A 19460-nucleotide genomic window follows, 5' to 3' on the forward strand; every position below is an offset into this window, starting at 1 on the left:
CTTGTCCTGCACTGCGGCAGCCTTGCGGTCTGGGGCTTCGGGTTGGTCCATCCGTGCACTCTCAGCCTTGCTCGCTCCGCGCGCTACCCGGGCTTCACCGGCTTGACGATGTTGTCAATGCCGGGGGGCTGAATACGTACCGGAAGCTTTCCGCCACGTCGCTGGCGTTGAAATCGGTGATCTTCTGCAGCACCGCTTCGAGCGACTGGTCCTCCAGCAGCAGCGCGAACAGCGGCAGCTTGGCATGGCGCTGCGTGTAGGTGGTGCAGGTCTGCCGCGCCGAGCGCTACCGCTACATCGCTGTGCGGGTGGCCGCCGCGTCCGAGGCCGGCCTGCCACCGGCCGACCATTTTGCGAGCATGGATTTTGACGAGAGGCCGGATGCATTTGGTGTACATTTGTACAAATGCATTCAAGCCAGTCTGGTTTGAATAGGGCCTGCTGTCGCAGGCTTTCGCTGAGTGGCCGACAGGGTCGCTTGAGTTTTTTGTAGGCCTCCACCGAGGTCGACCGGTTGTCGAGGCAAGGGATTTTCCCCGGTAATCGGTATGGCGGGCGGGATCGCACAGATCACGGCGCGCCGACAACCAGAACCCAACGCATGACCGTCTTGTGCCATCGGCCTGCAGCAGCAGGCGCTTCCATTGCCCCCCCGTCGATCCAGTTTCGTTCGGCGATTACCCGGGATGGTGCCGCGCTCTGGAATCTCATCCGGCAGACCGGAACGCTGGAGTTGAACTCCGCCTACTTCTACGTGCTGTTTGCCACCGACTTCGGCGCCAATTGCCTGCTGGCCGAACGTGATGGCGAGTGCGTCGGGGCTGTCGTGGGCTACCGGCCGCCGCAGCATCCGGACACTGCGTTCGTGTGGCAGGTCGGGGTGTTGCCGGCGCTGCGTGGTCAGGGCCTCGGGCTGCGGCTGCTGCAGGCCTGGCGGCGGCTCCCGGCGCACCGCGGCTGTCAATGGGTGACGGCCACGGTGGCCGATGACAACGCCGCCTCCCAGGCGCTGTTCCACCGTTTTGCGCAGGCCGAGGGCACCTCGTGCCGCGTCGAACCCTGGTTCAGGCCTGAGCACTTCCCGCACGACCATCCGGCCGAACCGCTCTACCGCGTCGGCCCGCTCCCAGGCGGCACGCTGCTGCCTGCCTGACGTCGCCGGGCGCGCCGGTCGGCGGGCCTGCTCATCTTCCGTGGCCGCGACTGGCGGTCTGGGGCTCCCCTGGAGCCTCCTCTGAAAGGATCCTCCCATGAATACATTTGAACAATACGAATCCGAAGTCCGGGGCTATTGCCGCAATTTCCCGGCGGTGTTCGCGTCCGCCAAGGGCTCGTGGATGGTCGACACCGACAACCGGCGCTACCTGGACTTCTTCTCGGGCGCGGGCGTGCTCAGCTACGGCCACAACCCCGAGCCGATGAAGCAGGCCCTGATCGGCTATCTCCTGCGCGACGGCATCACGCACACGCTGGACATGTACAGCGTCGCCAAGCAGAAGTTCATCGAACGCTTCAACGAGGTCATCCTGGCGCCGCGTGGCCTGCAGTACAAGTTCCAGTTCCCCGGCCCGACCGGCACCAACGCGGTCGAAGCCGCGCTCAAGCTGGCGCGCAAGGTCACCGGGCGCTCGCAGGTGGTCGGCTTCACCAATGCGTTCCACGGGATGACCCTGGGCTCGCTGTCGGTGACCGGCAACGGGTTCAAGCGCGCAGGTGCCGGCATCCCGCTCGGCAATGCCTCGTCGATGCCGTTCGACGGCTACCTCGGCCAGGATGTGGACACGCTCGACTACTTCGAGAGCATGCTGGTCGACAACGGCAGTGGTCTGGAAGTGCCGGCTGCGGTGATCGTCGAGACGGTGCAGGCCGAAGGCGGCGTGGTCGTCGCCAATGCGGACTGGCTGCGCCGACTGCGCAAGATCACCGAGGACCACGGCATCGTCCTCATCGTCGACGACATCCAGGTCGGCTGCGGGCGCACCGGGCAGTTCTTCAGCTTCGAGGAGTCCGGCATCGTTCCGGACATCATCACGCTGTCCAAGGCCCTGTCGGGCTACGGCATCCCGATGGCGCTGGTGCTGATCCGGCCGTCGCTCGACCAGTGGGTGCCAGGGGAGCACAACGGCACCTTCCGCGGCCATTGCCCGGGGTTTGTCACCGCGACGGTGGCGCTGGACTACTGGGCCGACGGCAAGCTCGAAATCGAGGTGCTCAAGAAGGGGCGCCAGATCCAGGCCCGCCTGCGCGAGATGCTGGAGACCCATGGCATCGAAGGCCGGATCCGGGGCCGCGGAATGATCCAGGGCGTGGAGTTCACGGATCCGCTGCTGGCGGAACAGGTGTCCAAGGCCTGCTTCGCACGCGGGCTGATCATCGAGACAGCCGGCATCGACGGCACGGTGCTCAAGCTGCTGCCGGCCTTGACCATCTCGGTCGAGGACCTGGTCCATGGCCTCTCCATCATCGAGGACAGCCTGGTGGCGGTCCTCAGCGACACCGCGCAGCGGGCCTGAGCCAGGCGCATCCATCCATCCAAGCCAATCTCATCCAGGAGTCCACATGATCGTCAAACACCTCGCCTCCGTGGTGGGTACCGCCGCCGATGTCGATACCGCAGGCTGGACCAGCCGCCGCCTGCTCTACAAGCAGGACGGCATGGGCTATTCCGTCAACGACACCATCATCAAGCCCGGTGCCGAACTGGAGATGCAGTACCGCAACCACCTGGAGACGGTCTACTGCATCGAGGGCGAGGGCGAGATCACCGACCTGGCCACCGGCGAGACCCACGGCATCCGTCCGGGCACGCTCTACGCGCTGAACCTGCACGACCACCACGTGCTGCGCGCGAACCGCGGCGTGGCGATGCGCATGGTCTGCGTCTTCAACCCGCCGCTGACGGGCCGTGAAGTCCACGACAGCACCGGCGCCTACGCGCTGTCGGAATGAGCACGGAGGGCCTGCACGCATGAGATCCATGTCCTCTGGCGCCACGGCGCCCGCCGGGACGGTCCGCCGCCCGGGAGACCGCTACCCGTCCCGCATGGCCGCCGAACCGTCGATCACCCCGCGGCTGGATCCGGTCGTTCACGGCCAGGCCGATGACGGCCCGCTCTCGGCGGCCGAGCTGGCGTTTTTCGACCAGAACGGCTATCTGGATTTCCAGAGTCTGCTGCCGCCGCAGGAACTGCAGCCCTGTCTGGCCGAACTGGACCGCCTGCGCGCCGACGAATCGATCCGCACGGCGCCGGAGGCGGTGATCGAGCCGGACAGCCACGCCTTGCGGTCGATCTTCGCGGTCCACCAGCGCCAGTCGGCGCTGGCGGCGCTGTGCGCCCATCCCCGGCTCGTGGCGATCGCGCGGCAACTGCTGGGCAGCGACGTCTACATCCACCAGTCGCGCATCAACTACAAGGGCGGTTTCCAGGGCCGGGAGTTCTACTGGCACTCCGACTTCGAGACCTGGCACGTCGAGGACGGGATGCCGGCCATGCGCGCCGTGAGCTGCTCGGTCAGCCTGACGCCGAACACGCCGCACAACGGCCCGCTGATGCTGGTGCCTGGTTCGCACCGGCACTTCGTGGCCTGCGTCGGCGAGACACCGCAAGACCACTACAAGGCCTCGCTGCGGCGCCAGGAGGTCGGTGTTCCGGACGAGGCGAGCCTGGCGCAGCTGATCGGGGACTTCGGCCTGGTGGCACCGATCGGCCCGGCCGGCTCGGTGACCTTCTTCGACTGCAACGTCATGCACGGTTCGAACTCGAACATCACGTCCGCGCCGCGCAGCAACGTGTTCACCGTCTACAACAGCGTGGACAACCGGCTGGAAGCGCCGTTCTGCGGCCTGCAGCCCCGGCCGAACTTCATCGCCGAACGCGAAGACTTCCGGCCCGCCTCATCCATCGTGGAGGCAAGGCGGTCCGCGTAGTGCGCTGTGGGGCCTGCCTCAGGCGTGCAACTGGTTCAACTGCTTGGCGATCACATCATGGTTGAGCCAGAGCACCGGCCCGGCCGGGCGGGACGACTCATGGAACATCAGCGGCCCGACCGCCTCCAGCACCAGCGCGCTGAGGTGGTCGGTGATCAGCGCCTTGCGGTCCTTGTGCATCTGCGTGATGGCGTCCGAGGTGCCGATCATGATGTCGGCCAGTTCGGGCGTGTTGGACATCGGCCAGGCCGCGAAGTCGCGGAAGCTTTCCGCCACGTCGCTGGCGTTGAAATCGGTGATCTTCTGCAGCACCGCTTCGAGCGACTGGTCCTCCAGCAGCAGGTCGCGGCAGGCTTGCCACTGCGCTTCAGCCCAGGCGCCGCCGTCTTCCTTCTTCAGCGCCAGCAGCAGCGCGAACAGCGGCAACTCGACGCCGACGAAGATGTCCGACGAATTGGTCCGGATCTCGGGGCAGTTGTAGACCGTCGCCTGGACGCCCTGGTCCCACGCCGCCTGGGCGATGCGCTCCAGCCGCATCTTGGCGTAGCCCTGCGTGTAGGTGGTGTAGGTCTGCCACGCATACGTGTCGTCGATGAGGATCTCGGTGCCGTGGTAGCCGTAGGCTGAATACCGCACCTCGCCGCCAGTGGCCGCCAGACGCGCGCGGATCGCCGCGCTGCCGTCGATCAGGTGCTGGAAGCTGTTGGCCGTCACCTCGTCGAAGTTCTGCAGGATCAGCTTGCCCAGATCGCTCTCGAGCAGCTGGCTCGACGCCATGAAGCGCTCGCCGCGGCCCTTGTAGATCCGGTTGGCAATCGCCAGGAACACCTTGGCCTTCGGGATGCCGCCGGCCATCGTGTGCGCGAAGAAGACGTTGCGCCCGTCGGCGATCAGGCCGTCGAGGTGGGCCATGACTTCGGCCACGCCGTCCTTGAAGCGCTGGACGCCGATCTCGCGGCACTGGTCGATGTGCGCCCAGTCGAGCTTCACGTCGGTCCAGTTCTTGAGCGTCATGCTGCCCAGCAGGTCGGTCGGCGTCGGCCCGCCCGGGGGCGCGTCGAGGTCAAAGCCGGCCATCAGCGGCACGTTGAGGATCTTGCCGCCCAGGTTGGCTTCGGCCACGGCCAGCTCTTCGTCGTTCAGCGGACGCAGCCGGTGGTCGTCGTCACGGCGGCCGACCGTGATCCCGATGATCTCCATGCCGGCCTTGCGCGCTTCGTTGACCAGACCGTTGGCATAGCCACGGCCGAAGAGTTCGCCAAACAGCACGAACACATCGCCCGGACGGAAGATGTTCGATTGCGGCACGGACCGGAGAGGGGTGGGTGATTGCATGGTCTGTTCGTGGCTAGGGATGAAATCGTCGAGCAGGACTGTAAACGCAGTGGTCGCCGGCGTGGCCCCAAGACGCTGTACGCTGCAGCGTTCCCACACCTGCAGGATGTTTCCCATGCCCTGGATCGACCTCGTCACCTTCCTCGCCCTTGCCCAGTACCTCGTCTTCGGCGGGCTGGTCGGCAGCGCCCGTGGCCGCTACGGCGTCAAGGCGCCCGCCACCACCGGCAACGAGCTGTTCGAGCGCCACTACCGCGTGCAGATGAACACGCTGGAGCTGCTGGTGGTGTTCGTGCCGGCGCTGTGGATGGCGGCGAAGTACTGGTCGCCGGTGGCGATGGCGGCCATCGGCGCGGTCTACCTCGTCGGCCGGATCCTCTACCAGCGCGCCTACACGCGTGCGCCCTCGCAGCGCTCGCTGGGCTTCATGCTCAGCATCGGGCCGGTGTCGGTGCTGCTGGTCGCGGCGTTTGCCGGCGTGGTGCGCAGCGTGCTGGCGGGCTGATCCAGCCGCTCAGGGCCGCAACGCGACCGCCAGCGCCAGCGGCATGAACACCAGCGCCGCCATGTTGCCGATCAGCACCATGGACGCCACCTTGTCCGGCTCCTGCCCGTAGCGCTCGGCGAACATGTAGTTCAGCACCGCGGGCGGCAGCGCGCCGAACACCAGCAGCAGCGCCTGCTCGCGCGCCGGCAGATCGACCAGCTGCAGCAGCGCCCAGGCGATCGCCATGCCCGCCACCGGCCGCAGCACCGCGCCGAACACCCCCACGCCGATCGCCTCGATGCGCGACTCGGCCAGCCGCACGCCCAGCGCGAACAGCATCAGCGGAATGCCGATGTCGCCCACCATGCGGATCGACAGCAGCAGCGGCGGCCACACCGTCCAGCCCATCACGCCCACCACCAGCCCGGCCAGCGCCGCCAGCACCGAGGGCGAGCGCCACACGGTGGACAGCCGCGTGTGGTGGTCCAGCAGCCAGGCGCCGAAGGAAAAGTGCAGCACGTTCGACACGGTGAACATCACCACCGCCGCCGCCAGCGCCTCCGGCCCGAAGGCGAGCACGGCGATCGGCAGCCCCAGGTTGCCGCAGTTGTTGAACATCACCGGCGGCACCAACGTCTTCGGGTCCATCCCGATTAACCGCGCCGCCGCCCAGCCCACCAGCCCGCTGCCGACGATCAGCGCGAAGGTGGCGCCCATCAGCGGCAGGTAAGTGCCCAGGTGCAGCTCCTTGCTGGCCAGCGCCGCGAAGCTCAGCGCCGGGGTGAACACGTCCATGTTGAGCTTGTTGACGTGCGAGAGGTCCGGCCGGCGCCGGCGGCCCACGACGAAGCCGAGGGCGGTGATGGCGAAGAGCGGGAAGAGGATCGAGAGGATGCGCAGCAGCATGGGGCGGGACGATACCTGCTGGCGGTCTGCCTCCTCCCGCGCGCTTGTCGCGGTTGCAGACAATGGCACATCGGAAGAACACCAGCAGGTGCCGCATGACGGAACGCGCCACGTTCTTCACCCGCAACCCCGCTCCAAGGCCTTGTCCGAGCGCGCCGCCCGGCACCGGCTCTTCGGCGTCACGCTGCACGAAGCTGGTCGTGTTCGACGGCGGTCACCACGGCACGGTGGACGACGTGGCGTGTGTGCTGGCCGAGTCGGCGATGACCAACATCGGCATGGTGCTCCCGCGCCCACGGGCTGCAGCCGGCCACGCCTGAGAAGGCGTGGCCCTTGGCCGAGAACGAGGAATCAGGCCCAGTCGCTGCTCGGCGCACGCCAGAGATCGACGCCGCCTTCGCTGGCGTGGCGGTCGATCTCGGCGAGTTCCTCGGCGCTGAAGGCCAGGTTCTGCAGCGCGGCGACGTTCTCGCGGATCTGCGCCACGCTGCTGGCGCCGATCAGCGTGGTTGTCACGCGCGGATCGCGCAGCACCCAGGCCAGCGCCATCTGTGCCAGCGACTGGCCGCGCCGCTGCGCGATGGCGTTCAGCGCTCGGACCTTGGCGAGGTTGGCGTCCGACAGGTGTTCGCGCGACAGCGAGCCGCCCCCGGGGCGGTTGATGCGGGCGTCTGCGGGGATGCCGTTCAGGTACTTGTCCGACAGCAGCCCCTGCGCCAGTGCCGTGAAGGTGATGCAGCCCATGCCTTCCGCGGCCAGCGTGTCGAGCAGGCCGCGCTCGATCAGCCGGTTCAGCAGGTTGTAGCTCGGCTGGTGGATCAGCAGCGGCACCTTGTGCTCGCGCAGCAGCCGGGCCATCTCGGCCGTCTTGCCGGGCGAGTACGACGAGATGCCCACGTACAGCGCCTTGCCCTGCTGCACGGCGGTGGCCAGCGCGCCGGCGGTTTCCTCCAGCGGCGTCTCGGCGTCGAAGCGGTGCGAGTAGAAGATGTCGACGTAGTCGGTGCCCAGGCGCTTGAGGCTCTGGTCCAGGCTCGCCAGCACGTACTTGCGCGAGCCGCCGCCTTGCCCGTAGGGGCCGGGCCACATGTCCCAACCCGCCTTGCTGGAGAGGATCAGCTCGTCGCGGTAGGGCTTCAGGTCCTCGCGCAGGATCCGGCCGAAGTTGGTCTCGGCGCTGCCGTAGGGCGGGCCGTAGTTGTTGGCGAGGTCGAAATGGGTGATGCCGAGGTCGAAGGCGGTGGTCACCATCTCGCGCTGCAGGCTCAGCGGCGTGGTGTCGCCGAAGTTGTGCCACAGGCCCAGCGACATCGCGGGCAGTTTCAGCCCGCTGCGGCCGCAGAAGCGGTAGGGCATGGTGTCGTAGCGGGTGGGGGAAGGGGTCCAGGGCATGGCAACTCCGAGTGGCTGGTGGCGCGGGCAGCATAGCCAGCTTTGACTTGCTACGAAAGACTAAGTTAGTCTATGCCGTTAAGCCTATACTTTCATATCGAATGGTAGACGCATGACGCTGGAGTGACCATGGACCCCGTAAGAAACCCCTTTGCGCCTGGCGCTGGCAGCCGACCACCGGAACTGGCGGGTCGGGAATCCATCCTCGACGATGCCCATGTGGCCGTGCAGCGCGCGTTGTTGGGCAAGCCGAGTCGGTCGCAAATGTTGCTGGGCTTGCGGGGGGTCGGCAAGACGGTGCTCCTCAACAAAATCGAAGAGCTGGCCGAGAACGCCGGGCATTTGACCTCGTCCATTGAAGCGCCAGAAGGCAAATCACTGAGTGAGCTGCTGGTGCCCAAGATCAACCAGGTGCTCCGCAAGCTCTCGACGAGCGAGAAAGCGAAGGTGAAGGCCCATCAGGCACTGCGGGCGCTTCGGTCCTTTGCGTCGGTCTTCCAACTGTCGTATGGCGACCTGTCCATTTCGGTGGATCCAGAGGTCGGGGTGGCCGACAGCGGGGACATCGAAAGCGACCTGCCGGAGCTGTTTGTGCGTGTCGGCGAGGCGGCCAGGGCGGCTGGCAAAGCCTGGACGCTGCTGATCGACGAGGTGCAGTACCTGAAGTCTGGCGATCTGGCCGCGCTGATCGTGGCGTTGCACAAGATCAGCCAGAAGGATCTGCCGGTGCTGTTTTTCGGGGCGGGCTTGCCACAGGTCGCTGCGTTGTCTGGCGACGCCAAATCGTATGCGGAGCGGCTGTTCCATTATCCGGCGGTGGGGCCGCTGCTGAGCGATGACGCGAAGACTGCCATCCGGCAACCCGTCGAAGACGAGGGGGAGCGCATCAGTGACGAAGCATTGAACGAGATCGTGCTGAAAACGCAGGGCTACCCGTATTTTCTTCAAGAGTGGGGCTATCAATGCTGGAATATCGCGCAGGGTCCGCAGATCGATTTGTCCGACGCTGCGCAAGCCGCCACAGCGGCCACCCGGCGCCTGGATGACGGATTCTTCAAGGTGCGGTTTGATCGGCTGACGCCCAAAGAGCGCGAGTACGTGATCGCCATGGCGCAGCTTGGAGCTGGCCCCTATCGGTCATCCGACATCGCGGCCGCCTTGAATGAAACGCACCAAAGTCTGGGCCCTCGCCGGTCGCAGATCATCAGCAAAGGCATGATCTACAGTCCATCGCATGGCGACATTGCCTTCACTGTGCCCATGTTCAATGAATATCTGATGCGCCACTACGTCGGGAAAGGAACCAAGACGTAGGGCATCGCGAGGCTGACTCAATTTTGGGGAATTCAATTCAATGAAAACGAAGATCCAATCATTGCTGCAACAGCTCAACCAAGGGCTGGTCGAGCGCGAACACGTTCTGAAATTGGCCATGCTGACCACGCTGGCTGGGGAAAATCTGGTGCTGGTGGGGCCGCCTGGTACGGGCAAAAGCCTGGTGGCCCGGCGCATTGCGCAAAGCCTGTCCCACGAGGGTGAGGGCGGTGGCGCCGGGTACTTCGAATACCTGCTGACCAAGTTCTCCACGCCTGAGGAGCTGTTCGGGCCGCTGTCCATCAGTGCGCTCAAGGCCGACCGGTTTCACCGCAACACCGAGGGCTACCTGCCGACCGTGCGGATGGCGTTTCTGGACGAGATCTTCAAGGCCAGCTCGTCGATCCTGAACGCGCTGCTGACGGTGCTCAACGAGCGCGTTTATCACAACGGCACGCAGGTCCAGAAGGTGCCGCTGCAGGCGCTGATCGCGGCCTCGAACGAGTTGCCGACCGATCAGGAGGAACTCGCGGCGCTGTACGACCGGTTCCTGGTGCGGGTGTTCGTGGATTACGTCGGGGCGAACAACTTGCCGCGGCTGTTCGAGACCACGACGGAGCCGACGCTGCGCACGGAGGACAGGCTGAGTGCGGCGGATCTGGCGCGGGTCCGTCAGGCGGCGGATCAGGTGGTGTTCGAGCCGGCGCTGATCCAGGCGGTGCAGGACATCTGGGCGGCGCACAAGGAGGCGTTCAAGGAAGACCGGCGCGAGAGCCTGTCGGATCGGCGGCTGAAGAAGGTCATCCACCTGATGCGCGTGTCGGCGGCGACCAATGGGCGGGAGGCGGTGGATCTGTCGGATCTGATGCTGCTCAAGGATTGTTTGTGGAACCACGCGGACAACGCGCCGAAGGTGCGGGAATTGGTGATCAAGACCTTGCAGTGCCATAGCCGGCAAGTGCCGGTCGCGTTGTCTGACCAGTCACAGGCGCCGGCTTATGAGCTTGGTGGCGATGGCAAGACGCTGGTGCTGACCAAGTTGGCAACAACGCTTGCGGTGGCCAAAGGCACGACGCCCGCTCATGCTCCGCGCAGATCCGGTGCTGTGGTGAAAGGCTACGTGGGCAGTGGCACGGCTGACGATCCTTTGCTGATCCAGTCCGTGGACGATCTGATTGACTTGGCTCGCCCGTATGTGGGTCAGCAGGGTTACCACTTCCGGCAAACTGCTGATTTAGATATTAGAAAGATAAATATTTGGCCAGAGTTTGATTTCAATGGCCACTATGAAGGACAGGGCCACATTATTTCTGATGGTGCTGGTCGATGGTTGTTCCGGAATATACGAAATGGTCGAGTCGCGCATTTGAGAACGCAAAAACTTGGTTTGGCAAAATGGGCGAGTCAGTCTGAATTTTTTGCGTGCAGGATGTCGGGGGTGTTGATTAATATTGCCAGAAATTGCAAGATTCTGTCCTGCGAAGCAGGGGATAGACTAATTTCCAGCAAGGCGAATGATTGTGATATATCATTTTGTGCTACTGGGAAAAATATTTCCGGATCTGCTGATGGTGGCGTTATTCGCAGTTGTCGATCGAGCGCCCCTCTTTTCGAGCATGTTGCTAAAAATACCAAAATATCAGATTGCTTGGTGGTTATGGATGTGTGTCGCACGTCCGATCCAAAAAACCAAGGGGGCATTGCAACAGAATTGATTAATTCCACGACAGAGTGCTGCCTTGTTGTCGGAAAGTGGGATGGATTCGTTAATTTTTCTGGAATAGCTCATGCGGCTGATACCAGTAATATAAATCGGTGCGCCTTGGGTAATTTTGATTTGATGGGATCTCTTGCTTTTTGGCAAAACAGTATTGTTGCCGAAAGCTCAAACTCCTTGTTTGATAGAAATTTTGCTATTGATAGTATTGATTTTGACATCAATAAATTTAGGCACTGGGGAGGGGCGACAATTGGCGCGCAGAACACAAAGAGCAAATCCATTGCGGCTGCACAGTTCACGCAACGATTTTTTGAGCACACCCTGGACTGGGATTTCGATCAAGTGTGGATCTGGGACGATCAAAACGACCGCCCGGCCTTGCGCCAAGCAGGGATCGATGCGATCCCGACGTCAACAGGAGCGTCTGCGTCTGCCAAGGCGTCCTCGACTGTCGATCTGCTGACCCAGCAATTCAAAGCCAACATATGGCTCTGATGCCGGGCGCGCCATGCTGAATTCGATGACTACCCTGCTTGGAAAAATCGCCTTCAAGCCGCTCAAGTATTTCATCGACAGCACCTTCCGCGAAAAGGTCATCCCGGTGCCCGGCAGCGTGGTGTATTGCGACCTCTGGCTGGCGGCGCAGCATTCGGGGATTCATGTCGAAGGCGGCAAGATTTCCAACATCGTCGTGGACGGCATGGCTGAAAGCTCCGTGTGCCTGAGCGATGCCGGGGACTTCACCACCAAAAGCACCTGGGGCCGAAAGATCTACGTCTCGTGCAACAGCGACGGCCCCGTCGGCCATGGTGCCGTGGCCGAGCGCGCCGCCAGCCATTTGGGCGAGCGGGCGTTTTATGGCCTTGTGGTCAAGAACTGCCACCAGTTCTCGACCAAATGCGTCAACCACGTCCAACGCACACGCCAGGAAAACTCCTCGCTGCTGGACCGCGCCCTGTCCATGCTCCCGGACGAAACCTGGGAACCCACCATGGCGACCCTCAAGGAAACCGCCAGAAAGAAACTCGGCGCCACCAAATGGCTTCTGTGGGACTGGCAAAACGACGATGCCAGCGAAAAGCCCGAAGAACCCGACTGGGACGCCATCAACCAGCAATCCAGACGCCTGCCCCTGACCCCCGAAAACATCGCCCACCTGCGCCAGCAACTCGCCGAAGCGCAAGCCTACGAAGCGGAAATCGACGACGAAAACCTCCCCGCGCCCATCCGCCAGCGATTGCGCGTCTATCGCAAAACCCTGAACGACATCAGCGACCTGTGCGAACAGGCCAAGGAATTCCTGGCCGCCTGCCCCAGCGCAGGGCTCTCCTACGACGACTTGAAAACTGGTAAAGAAGACTTCGCCGCCCTGGCCCGCCAGATCGCCCAGAACCCGCAGATCCGCGAGCTGGTGCGCAAGATGGGCCGCCAGCATGTGTCCGAAGACTTCAAGCGCCAGACCCGCATCCCCCAGGCCAGCCAGAGCGAAGTCCACGGCACCCACCGCAGCAACGACCTGATGCGCCTGCTGCCCAGCGAGCTGGTCAATCTCGAAGACGACACGCTGGAAACGCTGTTCTACGCCCGGCTGCTGGAACACAACCTGCTGACCTACCAGCTCAGCGGCAGCACGCTGACGACCGGCGAAACCACCGAAACCCGGTCCAAGCGCACCGGCCCCGTGGTCGCCTGCCTCGACACCTCCGCCAGCATGCGAGGCGAACCCTTGCTCAAGGCCAAGGCGCTGCTGCTCGCCGTGGCGGGCATCCTGAAGCAGGAAGACCGCTCGCTGCACGTCATCCTGTTCGGCGCCAGCGGCCAGCTCCGCACCTTCGCGATGGACGCCCGCAACGACGCCGCCGGACTGCTGGCCTTCCTGCGCCAGGGCTTCAACGGCGGCACCGATTTCGAGACCCCGCTCCAGCACGCCCTCCACCTCGTCGAGACGAACCCCGGCTATCTCAAGGCCGACGTGCTGATGGTCTCCGACGGCGACTGCAGCCTGAGCGAGGACTTCACGGCCAAGCTGTGCGCGGCCAAGGCGCGGCTGAACTGCCGGGTCTACTCGGTGCTGTGCGCGGGCAAGCGGGTGCAGGATCGGTTCAGCGATGAGGTGGTGGTGCTATAGACAGGAAGGGCGGTTCGACTCGCCCGACAGGCAGACGAAAAAAAGCCCGGCCAAAGCCGGGCTTGAACGATACCTGCGCGCAGGCACCGAGGAGACAAACGGTCTGAGTGGATCAGGCGCGGCGCTTGGTCGCGGCCTTGGTCGCCTTCTCGGCGGTTTCGCCGAGGTTCTTCAGATTGGTTTCGGCCAGGCTGGTGGCTTGCTGGGCAGCCTTCTGCACGCTTTCGAACGCGGTCGAGGCGTTGGTCATGGCGGTCTTGACCATGGCCATGGCGGCTTCGCTGCCTTGCGGGGCGTTCTTGGTGGCTTCTTCGACCAGGGTGCTGAACTGGTTCTTGGCAGCGGCCATCTGGGCTTCGGCCATCTTCTTCACTTCGGCTTGCGTCGAGGTGGCGATTTCATAGACCTGGCGGCCGTAGGCCATGGCCTTTTCCTGGGCCGGCTTCAGGAAGTCCTGTTGCAGGGCGGCCAGTTCTTGCGGGCCCTTGACGGCCAGCACGGCCTTGGCTTGCTCGGCGGTCTGCTCCAGCGATTCGCGGGCAGCTTGCATGTTCAGCTCGACCAGCTTCTCGATGCTCGAGAAAGCCTTCTGGGTCAGCTCGACCAGCGAGTCCAGATTGGCTTTGTTCGCGGCGGCCAGTTGTTCGGTATTGATCGTCATGGTGAAGCTCCAGAAGGGTTTGAAAAGTTTTGCTGCACTGCAGCATGGAATGAAGTATAGGACGATCGCGCCAGGATGCAAGCGGTTTGCTGCGATGCAGCAAAGATTGGGGTGCAAGCTCTAGCTCTGGGTCACGCGGGGGGATGCCAGCCGCGCCGCTGTGCCCGACAGCGCCAGCTGCACCCGCTCGACAATCGGCGAGGCCCCGCACGCCGAGAGCACCAGCGTGCGCGTGGCCCGCGTCATCGCCACATAGAGCAGCCGCGCCGCGTCGTCCAGCGACTCGCCGCGCCACGGCAGCGCCTGCAGGCCCGCGACCAGCACGAGCGCGAACTCCAGGCCCTTCGCGCTGTGCAGCGTCAGCAGCCGGATGCGGGGCTGCTGCCAGTCGAAGCGCAGAAAGCCCGCGGCCCCCATCGACTCCACCGGCCAGCCGCGCCGCTGCAGCGCCTGCGCGATCGGCGCGAGCTGCGCCCGGGTGCGGCACAGCACGGCCATGTCGCTCCACGCCATGCCGCGGGCGCGGGCCGCGCCGATGTGCCCGGCAATCTGCTCGGCTTCGTCCGCCGGGTCCTGGGCCAGCAGCAGCACGGGTTGCGGGCCGTGGCGGCCGGAGGTGGCCGGGGTGACGGTCTGCACCTCGTCGTCGGGCCGCAGCCGCGTCGGTTCGTGCGGCAGCAGCAGGCCGCGGGCACAGGCCAGCGCCAGCGTCAGCACCTCGGCGGTGTTGCGGTAGTTCAGCCGCAGCACGCTGGTGCGGCCCTGGGCCTGGATGCCGACACTGGCGAAGCTGAAGCGCCGGCGCGTGGTCTGGTAGATCGACTGCGCGTCGTCGTAGAGCACCAGCAGGCTGCGCGTGTCCGGCGAGACCATGCAGGCGGCGGTGCGCAGCCAGTCGTCGTCGAAGTCGTGGGCCTCGTCGATCAGGACGGCGCTGTAGCGGCCGGCCGGAATCCGTCCGTCCGCGACCGCCTGCGCCACGGTCCGCGGCAGTTCGGCATAGAAGTCCTCGCTGCCCGGCTCGGCCGGCAGCTCGATGCCGTGCCGCCGCGCCAGTTCCTGGCACCAGCGGTGGAAGGTGCGCACCTGCACGCGGTCGCTGACCGGCTGCTGGTGGACCAGCGCGTCCAGCCGGTCGGCCAGCGCGCGGTTGTAGCAGAGCACCAGCACGGGCTGCTCCACCGTCGCCGTGGCGGCCAGCATCTGCGCGCGCAGCACCAGCACCATCGTCTTGCCCGAGCCGGCCACACCGTGGACCACGCGGTGCCCGCTGCCCAGCCGGCGCGCGATCTGCTCCTGCGGCAGGTCCATCACCTGCAGCAGGTCCGGGACGGGCGCGGGTCCGGTGTCCTGGTCGGTCACCGCCTCGGCCGGATCGGTGTTCAGCCGGAGTTCGGGAAACAGGTGCCAGCGGATGCGGTCGCGCTGCGCCGGGGTGAGCGTGTGCGGGTAGTGCACGGTGAACAGGCCGAGCAGCCGCTGCTGGAAGGTGTCCGGATCGACGCTGTCGTCCAGATCGTCGCGCAGCAGCGTCTGCGTGGGCGGGAACACGGCATCAAAACCCGGGCGCTGCGCCACCTCGCTGCGCCGCATGCCCGAGAACACGGCGCCCCAGCCATAGGGAAACAGCAGCCGCCCGCGGTACGGGCCGTCGTCGTGCACCAGCGCCGGGTCGCGCTGCACCAGGTCGACCAGCTCCATCGCGTAGTCGCGCGCCTGGCGCAGCGGGTGGTGGTCGGTGACGGGGCCGCGCTCGGTGCGCAGCTCGACCGCATCGCGCGTGGCGCGCACGACGGTGCTGCAGCGCCAGTCCTTCACCTCCAGCAGCAGCAGCCCCATGCGTGGCCCGAGCACCACAAAATCCGGTTGCCGGGCACGCGGGCCGATCGGCACGTTGTGCCAGACGAGGTGCTCGTCGTCCAGACACTGTTTCAGCTGCTGCAACAGCCGCCGCTCACCCGCGGTGCAGCGTTGATCGATCTGGCGGTAGCCCTGGGGAAACTGGGCCATCAGGCCTCCGTACTAGGAAAGTCCATCATGTGGAAAGGGCTGTTCTGCGCGAAGATGGGCGTGTTTGCCATGATGGCCAACGCCACTGACCGCACTCCGAAGGGGAACTACACCATGAGCACCGTCGCACAGATCCTGTCGTCCAAGCCCAGCCCGGCCATTCACACCGTTCCGCCCGGCGCATCGGTGCGGGAGGCCATCGAGGTGATGGCCCAGCAGCGCATCGGTTCGCTGCTGATCGTCGAGGGCACGCGCATCCTCGGGATCTTCACGGAGCGCGACTATGCCCACAAGGTCGAAGTGCGCGGCCGCGTATCCGCCGACACCCCGATCCGCGAGGTGATGACGCCGGACGTGATCTTCGTGACCCCGACCACCACCAGCCAGGAATGCATGGCGCTGATGACCGGCCGGCGCCTGCGCCACCTGCCGGTGATGGAGCAGGGGACGCTGGTCGGGCTGATCTCGATCGGGGATCTGGTCAAGGACATCATCTCCGAGCAGCAGTTCGTGATCGCGCAGCTCGAAAGCTACATCCACAGCTGAGCAGCCACGGGCAGGGCGGTTTTTCATGACGGGTCCATCGGGTGGCCCGTCGGGAACTTGAATGCCTGCGATGATCCCGACCGCCATGACGACGCCCACCCACACCCCGCCCCAACCGCTGAACGGCCTGCGCGTCGTCGAGTTCACCCACATGGTGATGGGCCCGACCTGCGGCATGGTGCTCGCCGACATGGGCGCCGAGGTGATCAAGATCGAGCCGCTTGACGGCGACCGCACGCGGCGCCTGCTCGGCGCTGGCGCGGGCTTCTTCCCGATGTTCAACCGCAACAAGAAGAGCATCGCGATCGACCTGCACCACCCGGAGGGCGCCGAGGTCGCGCGCCGGCTGGCGGCCAGCGCGGATGTCGTCGCCGAGAACTTCAAGCCCGGCACGATGGGCAAGTACGGCCTCGACTACGCCAGCCTGAGCGCCGTCAACCCGCGCCTGATCTACGCCAGCCACAAGGGCTTCCTGCCGGGGCCGTATGACCACCGCACCGCGCTCGACGAGGTGGTGCAGATGATGGGCGGCCTGGCCTACATGACCGGCCGGCCGGGCGACCCGCTGCGTGCCGGCACCAGCGTCAACGACATCATGGGCGGCATGTTCGGCGCGATCGGCGTGCTGGGTGCGCTGATCCAGCGTGGCATCACGGGGCGCGGCATGGAGGTGCAGTCCGCGCTCTTCGAGAACAACGTCTTCCTCGTCGGCCAGCACATGCTCCAGTACGCGGTGACCGGCCAGGCCGCCTCGCCGATGCCGGCCCGAGAAAGCCCCTGGGCGGTCTACGACGTGTTCACGGTGAAGGATGGCGAGCAGATCTTCCTGGCGGCGGTCAGCGACGCGCAGTGGGTGACGTTCTGCGACGCGCTCGGGTTCGCGGACCTGAAGGCCGACGCGGCGATTGCCACCAACAACCAGCGGGTGCGGGCGCGGCCGTGGCTGATGCCGGCGCTGCGCGAGCGGCTGGTGTCGCGCAGCGCAGCGGAACTCGCCGAGACGATGGAGCGTGTCGGCCTGCCCTTCGCGCCGATCCGTCGGCCAGAAGACCTGCTGGACGATCCGCACCTGCTGGCCACCGGCGGTCTGGCCGACATGACGCTGCCGGACGGCGCCCGGGCCGGGCAGACCGTCAAGACCACGCTGTTCCCGATCACGCTGGACGGCGAGCGGCTGGGTGTGCGCCTGCAGCCGCCGCGCCTGGGTGAGCACACGCAGGCGCTGCTGGAGAGCATCGGCTACGACGCGGCGCAGATCGATGGGCTGCGCACGCAGGCGGTGGTCGCCTGACGTGCCGGTTCAGCGCTTGACGGTGCGCGCGAAGGCCTGGTCCGCGAAGCGCACGAGGTCGGCCGGGGCGGCGGTGGCCGTGAAGGTCACGCACCGCTCCTGACCCGGCGCGACGGCCACGCAGACGCGCGTCGTCGGCTCGTCGCTGCGGAGCAGCCACTGGGTCTGCACCGTGCCGTCCTCGCGCAGGATGTACGAGGTCTGCACGGTCATCTGGCCCGGCAGGCTGAAGAACTGCAGCGCCTGCAGTGCATCCAGCATGGCCAGCAACTCGCCGCGCTGCGCCGGCACCGTGCCCGAGAACTCGAGGCTGCGCGCCGCAGCACCCGCCACCGGCCCGGCGGACCGCTCCAGACGCACCCGCAGGTCCTGGATGCGAAAGCTGCGGGGCAAGGCACCCGCGACAGGCTCCGCCGCTGGGGCGGTCCCGGTCAGGCCGATCAGGCTGGCACAGAGCACGAGGCCGAGGGTGTTCGGGACAGCGGGGCGACGGGGCATGCAGGGGGGGCTTCAGACGGTGGTCATGCGGTGGTGGTCCGGGTGCGGCGGCGGCGGTGCAGACTGCCGATGACCCCCAGGCCGGCGAACATCATCGCCAGGCTTTCCGGCTCCGGCACGGCGGTGACGGCGGTGTAGCCCAGATCCTGCATCATGCCGACCTCGATGGGGCTGTAGTCGCGTGCTGCGCTGCCGGCGCCCACTGAGTGCAGCATCATCAGGCCGCCGTAGGCCGCATTGTCGGTGTCGATGTGCGAGACGCTGCTGCCGCCGATCCAGGTGGTCGGCGAGTACAGCCCGACGAGCTGGCCGCTGTTGGCCGCGACGGCGTGGGCGCCATTGAAGAACATGCCGGCCGCCGGGCTGGTGCCACCGATGCTGGCGGTGTTCCACACGCCGCTGTCGATGGCAAAACTGGTGTTGTTGACGGCGGCGTTGCCGTTCTTGTCCACCAGGAACTGGTCGTAGGTGCCCCAGTGGCCGGCGGTGCTGTTGCCGAACAGGTCGGTGCCGTTCTGGTTGATCAGCGAGGCAAACCCCAGGGCATGCGTGAACTCGTGGAAGGCGACGCCGTAGAAGTCGAACTGCCCGCCGGAGACCGGTGCGTTGGCATCGAGCTGCCAGTTCTGGCCGAAGTTGAAGTTCACGATGCCGTCCGCGCTGGCACCGTTCAGATCGACGCCAGTCTGCAGCTTGGTGCTGATGACGCCCTGCAGATTGAAGCCGCCCGGTGCACCACCGGCCAGACTGAGTTCGCTGCCTGCGGAGGCGAGGTTGCCGCTCAGCGGATTGTCGGAGGCGGTGGCATCGAGCACGATGGTGCCCGAGTCGCTGAATTGGCTGCCGAACATGCTGGAGAACAGCGAGGCGGCCGAGTTCAGCGCGGTCTGGCGGCTGGCGCCCGTGGTGGCGTCGTTGAAGCCGGTGCCCGCCCCGTCGAGGAAGTTGAACTGGAAGCTGATCGCAGCCTGGGCGGCTGATCCGAAGGACAGGCCGCTGACGAGCAGGCCGCCGGTGAGCAGTGCACGGGCCAGCGTGTGGCGTGCCTTGGGCTGGATGGACATGTGAAAACCCCGCAGATGTGAATCGATCGCCCGACAATCGGGTGCAAGAATTGCGGGATTGATCGTTTCACGCGCTTTCGGCGCGGGGTACATCCAGGTGCGGGGGCTGGGCCTCGCCGGCCGTGCCATCGGAGCCGAACAAGACCCTTCATTCGAAGGTGGTGTGGGGTGGCGTTGACG

The 19460-nt window shown here is 65.6% G+C and carries 18 protein-coding genes; 11 read left to right on the top strand and 7 right to left on the bottom strand.

The window, feature by feature from the left end; translation table 11 throughout:
• Positions 1–601 precede the first annotated feature (601 nt).
• The 4 genes from ectA (at position 602) to thpD (ending at position 3928) form a co-directional block, all read left to right on the top strand.
• Positions 602–1153: a diaminobutyrate acetyltransferase gene (gene ectA, locus AABN02_RS20150; protein WP_338416702.1), complete on the top strand. Its 552-nt coding sequence runs from the start codon at positions 602–604 to the stop codon at positions 1151–1153.
• A 97-nt stretch (positions 1154–1250) separates the two neighbouring features.
• Positions 1251–2513, top strand: coding sequence for a diaminobutyrate--2-oxoglutarate transaminase (gene ectB, locus AABN02_RS20155; protein WP_338416703.1), 1263 nt, complete (start codon positions 1251–1253; stop codon positions 2511–2513).
• 46 nt (positions 2514–2559) lie between these two features.
• On the top strand, positions 2560–2949 hold the full coding sequence (locus AABN02_RS20160) for an ectoine synthase (RefSeq protein WP_338416704.1): 390 nt from the start codon (positions 2560–2562) through the stop codon (positions 2947–2949).
• Positions 2950–2968: 19 nt separating this feature from the next.
• Positions 2969–3928: an ectoine hydroxylase gene (gene thpD, locus AABN02_RS20165; RefSeq protein WP_338416705.1), complete on the top strand. Its 960-nt coding sequence runs from the start codon at positions 2969–2971 to the stop codon at positions 3926–3928.
• Positions 3929–3946: 18 nt separating this feature from the next.
• On the opposite strand, the gene AABN02_RS20170 is transcribed toward thpD, so the two are convergent.
• Positions 3947–5263 carry a hypothetical protein gene (locus AABN02_RS20170; protein WP_338416706.1) on the bottom strand — a complete coding sequence of 439 codons (1317 nt, stop codon included), beginning with the start codon at positions 5261–5263 and terminating at the stop codon, positions 3947–3949.
• A 115-nt stretch (positions 5264–5378) separates the two neighbouring features.
• Here AABN02_RS20170 and AABN02_RS20175 point away from each other — a divergent pair, with 115 nt between their 5' ends.
• Positions 5379–5768 (top strand): MAPEG family protein, encoded by a 390-nt coding sequence (locus AABN02_RS20175; RefSeq protein ID WP_338416707.1) that lies wholly within the window; start codon positions 5379–5381, stop codon positions 5766–5768.
• Between the two features lie 9 nt (positions 5769–5777).
• Here the strand turns inward: AABN02_RS20175 and AABN02_RS20180 are convergent, their stop codons facing one another.
• Entirely contained in the window at positions 5778–6656 is an 879-nt protein-coding gene (locus tag AABN02_RS20180; protein ID WP_338416708.1) for an AEC family transporter, read from the bottom strand.
• Between the two features lie 95 nt (positions 6657–6751).
• On the opposite strand from AABN02_RS20180, the gene AABN02_RS20185 reads away from it, so the two are divergent.
• Positions 6752–6976 carry a hypothetical protein gene (locus AABN02_RS20185; RefSeq protein ID WP_338416709.1) on the top strand — a complete coding sequence of 75 codons (225 nt, stop codon included), beginning with the start codon at positions 6752–6754 and terminating at the stop codon, positions 6974–6976.
• Positions 6977–7007: 31 nt separating this feature from the next.
• Here AABN02_RS20185 and mgrA read toward each other — a convergent pair whose 3' ends face one another.
• Positions 7008–8048, bottom strand: coding sequence for an L-glyceraldehyde 3-phosphate reductase (mgrA, locus tag AABN02_RS20190; RefSeq protein WP_338416710.1), 1041 nt, complete (start codon positions 8046–8048; stop codon positions 7008–7010).
• 129 nt (positions 8049–8177) lie between these two features.
• Between mgrA and AABN02_RS20195 the strand changes: the two genes are divergently transcribed.
• The 3 genes from AABN02_RS20195 to AABN02_RS20205 are packed head-to-tail and all read left to right on the top strand — an operon-like array spanning position 8178 to position 13210.
• On the top strand, positions 8178–9362 hold the full coding sequence (locus tag AABN02_RS20195) for an ATP-binding protein (RefSeq protein ID WP_338416711.1): 1185 nt from the start codon (positions 8178–8180) through the stop codon (positions 9360–9362).
• A 40-nt stretch (positions 9363–9402) separates the two neighbouring features.
• Entirely contained in the window at positions 9403–11577 is a 2175-nt protein-coding gene (locus tag AABN02_RS20200) for an AAA family ATPase (protein WP_338416712.1), read from the top strand.
• Between the two features lie 25 nt (positions 11578–11602).
• On the top strand, positions 11603–13210 hold the full coding sequence (locus AABN02_RS20205; RefSeq protein ID WP_338416713.1) for a VWA domain-containing protein: 1608 nt from the start codon (positions 11603–11605) through the stop codon (positions 13208–13210).
• A gap of 112 nt (positions 13211–13322) precedes the next feature.
• Here AABN02_RS20205 and AABN02_RS20210 read toward each other — a convergent pair whose 3' ends face one another.
• Both AABN02_RS20210 and AABN02_RS20215 read right to left on the bottom strand, forming a co-directional pair.
• Positions 13323–13871, bottom strand: a complete 549-nt coding sequence (locus AABN02_RS20210) for a phasin family protein (protein WP_338416714.1) — start codon at positions 13869–13871, stop codon at positions 13323–13325.
• Between the two features lie 120 nt (positions 13872–13991).
• A complete protein-coding gene (locus AABN02_RS20215) occupies positions 13992–15881 on the bottom strand; it encodes a 3'-5' exonuclease (RefSeq protein WP_338416715.1) in 1890 nt (629 codons plus the stop codon).
• Positions 15882–15995: 114 nt separating this feature from the next.
• On the opposite strand from AABN02_RS20215, the gene AABN02_RS20220 reads away from it, so the two are divergent.
• Both AABN02_RS20220 and AABN02_RS20225 read left to right on the top strand, forming a co-directional pair.
• Entirely contained in the window at positions 15996–16427 is a 432-nt protein-coding gene (locus AABN02_RS20220) for a CBS domain-containing protein (RefSeq protein ID WP_338416716.1), read from the top strand.
• Between the two features lie 61 nt (positions 16428–16488).
• Positions 16489–17718, top strand: coding sequence for a CaiB/BaiF CoA-transferase family protein (locus AABN02_RS20225; protein WP_338416717.1), 1230 nt, complete (start codon positions 16489–16491; stop codon positions 17716–17718).
• A gap of 9 nt (positions 17719–17727) precedes the next feature.
• On the opposite strand, the gene AABN02_RS20230 is transcribed toward AABN02_RS20225, so the two are convergent.
• Both AABN02_RS20230 and AABN02_RS20235 read right to left on the bottom strand, forming a co-directional pair.
• Positions 17728–18216: a hypothetical protein gene (locus tag AABN02_RS20230; RefSeq protein ID WP_338416718.1), complete on the bottom strand. Its 489-nt coding sequence runs from the start codon at positions 18214–18216 to the stop codon at positions 17728–17730.
• Positions 18217–18239: 23 nt separating this feature from the next.
• On the bottom strand, positions 18240–19280 hold the full coding sequence (locus AABN02_RS20235; RefSeq protein ID WP_338416719.1) for a PEP-CTERM sorting domain-containing protein: 1041 nt from the start codon (positions 19278–19280) through the stop codon (positions 18240–18242).
• Positions 19281–19460: the final 180 nt, after the last annotated feature.

It is taken from the genome of uncultured Sphaerotilus sp. (assembly GCF_963924895.1).
Taxonomy (GTDB): domain Bacteria; phylum Pseudomonadota; class Gammaproteobacteria; order Burkholderiales; family Burkholderiaceae_C; genus Sphaerotilus.